At 69.3% G+C, this 2,788-nt stretch carries 3 protein-coding genes; 2 read left to right on the top strand and 1 reads right to left on the bottom strand.

The window, feature by feature from the left end:
- Window positions 1-111 precede the first annotated feature (111 nt).
- Window positions 112-1,215: an IS701 family transposase gene (locus R5W23_RS06360; protein WP_320685611.1), complete on the bottom strand. Its 1,104-nt coding sequence runs from the start codon at window positions 1,213-1,215 to the stop codon at window positions 112-114.
- A gap of 117 nt (window positions 1,216-1,332) precedes the next feature.
- Here R5W23_RS06360 and R5W23_RS06355 point away from each other — a divergent pair, with 117 nt between their 5' ends.
- Together R5W23_RS06355 and R5W23_RS06350 are read left to right on the top strand one after the other, a co-directional pair.
- The gene (locus tag R5W23_RS06355) at window positions 1,333-2,067 is read left to right on the top strand and encodes a hypothetical protein (RefSeq protein WP_320685610.1); all 735 of its coding nucleotides are present in this window, start codon (window positions 1,333-1,335) and stop codon (window positions 2,065-2,067) included.
- Window positions 2,064-2,759, top strand: a complete 696-nt coding sequence (locus tag R5W23_RS06350; protein ID WP_320685609.1) for a hypothetical protein — start codon at window positions 2,064-2,066, stop codon at window positions 2,757-2,759. The genes R5W23_RS06355 and R5W23_RS06350 overlap by 4 nt, the downstream gene beginning before the upstream one ends.
- Window positions 2,760-2,788: the final 29 nt, after the last annotated feature.

Here is a 2,788-nt window from a genome sequence, read left to right as displayed (position 1 = left end):
ACGTCGTGACGGTTTTGCCCGCCCATTCCACGCTCCCGGTTCGTTTCGCCTCGGGCAGTGCGTGGAACCGGACGGCCACCACGGTGTACAACCCGAACAGAGGGTCCCCGCCTACGGGGCAGGGGCGGCCCGCAACACGGTCTTCTCGCGCCACCCACGGGTGGTCTCCAGGCCCAGCTCCGCACGCATCTCTTGGAACGTGGTCTCGATGTTCCAACGACCGCAGTCGTGGCCGATCACGGCCGTCGGCGCCAGGCTCGTGTCGGTGGTGAAGAAGTACTCGTCCCGATGGGTGCCGGTGGTGTCCCGCACGAACACCCACCGGAGCGGCACCCGCCCGCGACTGGTCTTGTACCCGTGACCGGTGCCGTCGAGGGTCTGAACCGTCCGCTTCCCGCCCCCGTACCACCCGACCTCCAACCGGGTGAAGGTGGTCGCGGCGGTGACCGCCTGGCGCGGCTTGGGTCGGGCGGCCCCCTTCACCCGCGGCCGCCCCGTGCCCGCATACGGCGGGGGCGGTTCGAACCGGTTGGCGTCGGGGTGCAACGTGCTGACCAACGTCAGCCGCGCGCGGTGGCGGTCACAGAACCGCGCCACCTCGTGGGTTCCGTACCCCGAATCCCCGGCGAATACGAACGTTCGGGCCGGGAACCGGATCAACAGCCGGCGCCGCCGCCCGCACATGATCCGGGCCGGGGTGCGGTGCCGTCGGTTCCGCTTCTGATCGTCTTCGGCCGATCGGTACAGGTCGATGAGCACCGGTAGGGCCCACGGGCGGGTGGCGAACGGGAATTTCACCAGCACCGCCAACACGACCCATTTGTGGCCGTACCGGAACGCGGTGTATGAGTGCGACGAGCGCACCGGGTCCCGGTGCCGGGCCTTGCCGTACACGTGCGGACCGTTGTGCCCGTCCACCGTGTCATCACCGACCCGCATCACCGGGCCATCGGGGAGCAGGTGGTCGGGCACGAATCGCATGAGCGCGCACCCGAGCCCGAGCCCGGACCAGGGCGCGCGGGACAGCACCCGCCGGTAGTCGGTGGGGTGCCCCGGGGCCAGATGTCGGAGCGTGCGCAGCAGGTTCGCCACGGTGCGCCGCCCGGTGGTCACCAAGGCCCCGACCAACAGAACCGAGAACCGCGGGTACGTCGGGCTCGTGAAGTGCAGGGCGAGCACCTGTACCAGGTCGTGCGCCTCGGGTGGTAGAATCATGGCCGCCGTCCGTGGGCGAGGGCCACGGGAGTGTCAGCTACTCCATGATACCTCACCACGGACGGCCCTGAGATTCGGCACCAGTCGAGCTTAGGCCCTCGCGTCGCCCGCGGCGGGGTGGCGGTCACCGTCCAGGAGCAGGCCGGGTGCCCGGTCGAGGACTTCCTCTTCAGAGAAGGGGCGACGCGGCACTACTACCAGTTGAAGGACGACCTCCAAATCACCTGGGGCGAAGGCGGCAGTAAGCTCAAGAAGGAGTACGTTGCCCAGAAGGCCGCGTGCGACGCGCAGGGCGGGGAGTATACGCTTACCGTGGTTGTCTCTCACGACCACCGCAAGGCGTCACTCGACGAGAACGTGCCCGCGAAGTTGAAGGACACCGTTGTCGTGTTCCATTTCCCGGCGGTGAGGCGGCCGTCGGAGTTGGCCCGGCACCCCGACTTGCGAGAGCCGCTGGTGCGGGTCAGTGCGAGCCGGGCACTGGGCGGGGAGTTGCTCCGGGCGATCGTCGAGGAGTTCGCTCTGGCCTGGATCGAGTGCGAACCGGACGGCGAGGGCGTGTGCGACCTGGGGCGGATGATCCAGTTCCTCCGGGACCGGCCGAGCTACCGCGTGCACCGGCCCCTTCCGGCCGTCATGCACGCCGACTGGGACCGTTTCGGAGAGGTCCTCGCGGCCGTTCCTGATCTGATCTGGCATGTGAGCGGTGGCCACTTCGAGTGGTCCCTGCCGCCGCGGGAGGCCGGGTTGTTCACCGTCCCGTGCGACAGCGACGGCTTTCAGCGGTTCGTGGACCGCGTGCTCGCCGCGCAGCCGCGTTCGTTCGACGACTTCGAGGGGCTGTTGCCATGAGGGCCTTCCTGCCGTCCGCCTCGAACGAGGTCAAGACGCTACTCGCGCAACTGGCCGAACCGGCCGACCGCGTCGGGCCGGAGGCGTACCGGTCCGCGATGGGCGGCGTGGGCGAGGCGCTCGCCGGGGCGTACCGGGACCGGCTCACCGGCGTTGGCCGCCTGCTCCTGATCTGCACCAACGAGGACGCCGACTTCCTCGCCCGGGGCGTCCTCCGCGGGCTCGACGCGATCGGCGGGGTCGCCGTCCGCGTTGCGTGCTTCTGGAACGAGCGGGAGAGCATCGCCGGCCCGACCTCGGGCGTGCGGGTCGAGTTGGCCCCGGTCGTGCGCCGGTACGTCGAGCCCGGCGAGGTCGACGCGTTCCTGGTCGTGAAGTCGATCATCTCCAGTTCGTGCGTGGTGCGTACGAACATTACCGAGCTGGTGTACGAGCACGCCCCAGCCCGCGTGCTCGTCTTCGCCCCGGTCGTCCTGAAGGGGGCCGACGCCAAACTGGCCCAGGAGTTCGAGCCCGCGGTCGCGTCCCGGTTCGAGTTCTACTGGTACGCCGAGGACGACGAGAAGCGGGGCGACGACGTGGTCCCCGGCATCGGCGGCCAGGTGTACGAGCGGCTCGGCCTCGGCACGCAGAAGGACAAGAACCGCTATACGCCCGAACTCGTCTGCGAGCGGCGACGCATGCCTGTCTGATACCGAATCCGATTGATCTGTAACCCTCC

Origin of the sequence: Gemmata algarum, assembly GCF_034097035.1 — a bacterium.
Lineage (GTDB): Bacteria > Planctomycetota > Planctomycetia > Gemmatales > Gemmataceae > Gemmata > Gemmata algarum.
Note: the sequence above shows the minus strand (reverse complement) of the source record. Positions and strands in the feature narration are given on the sequence as shown.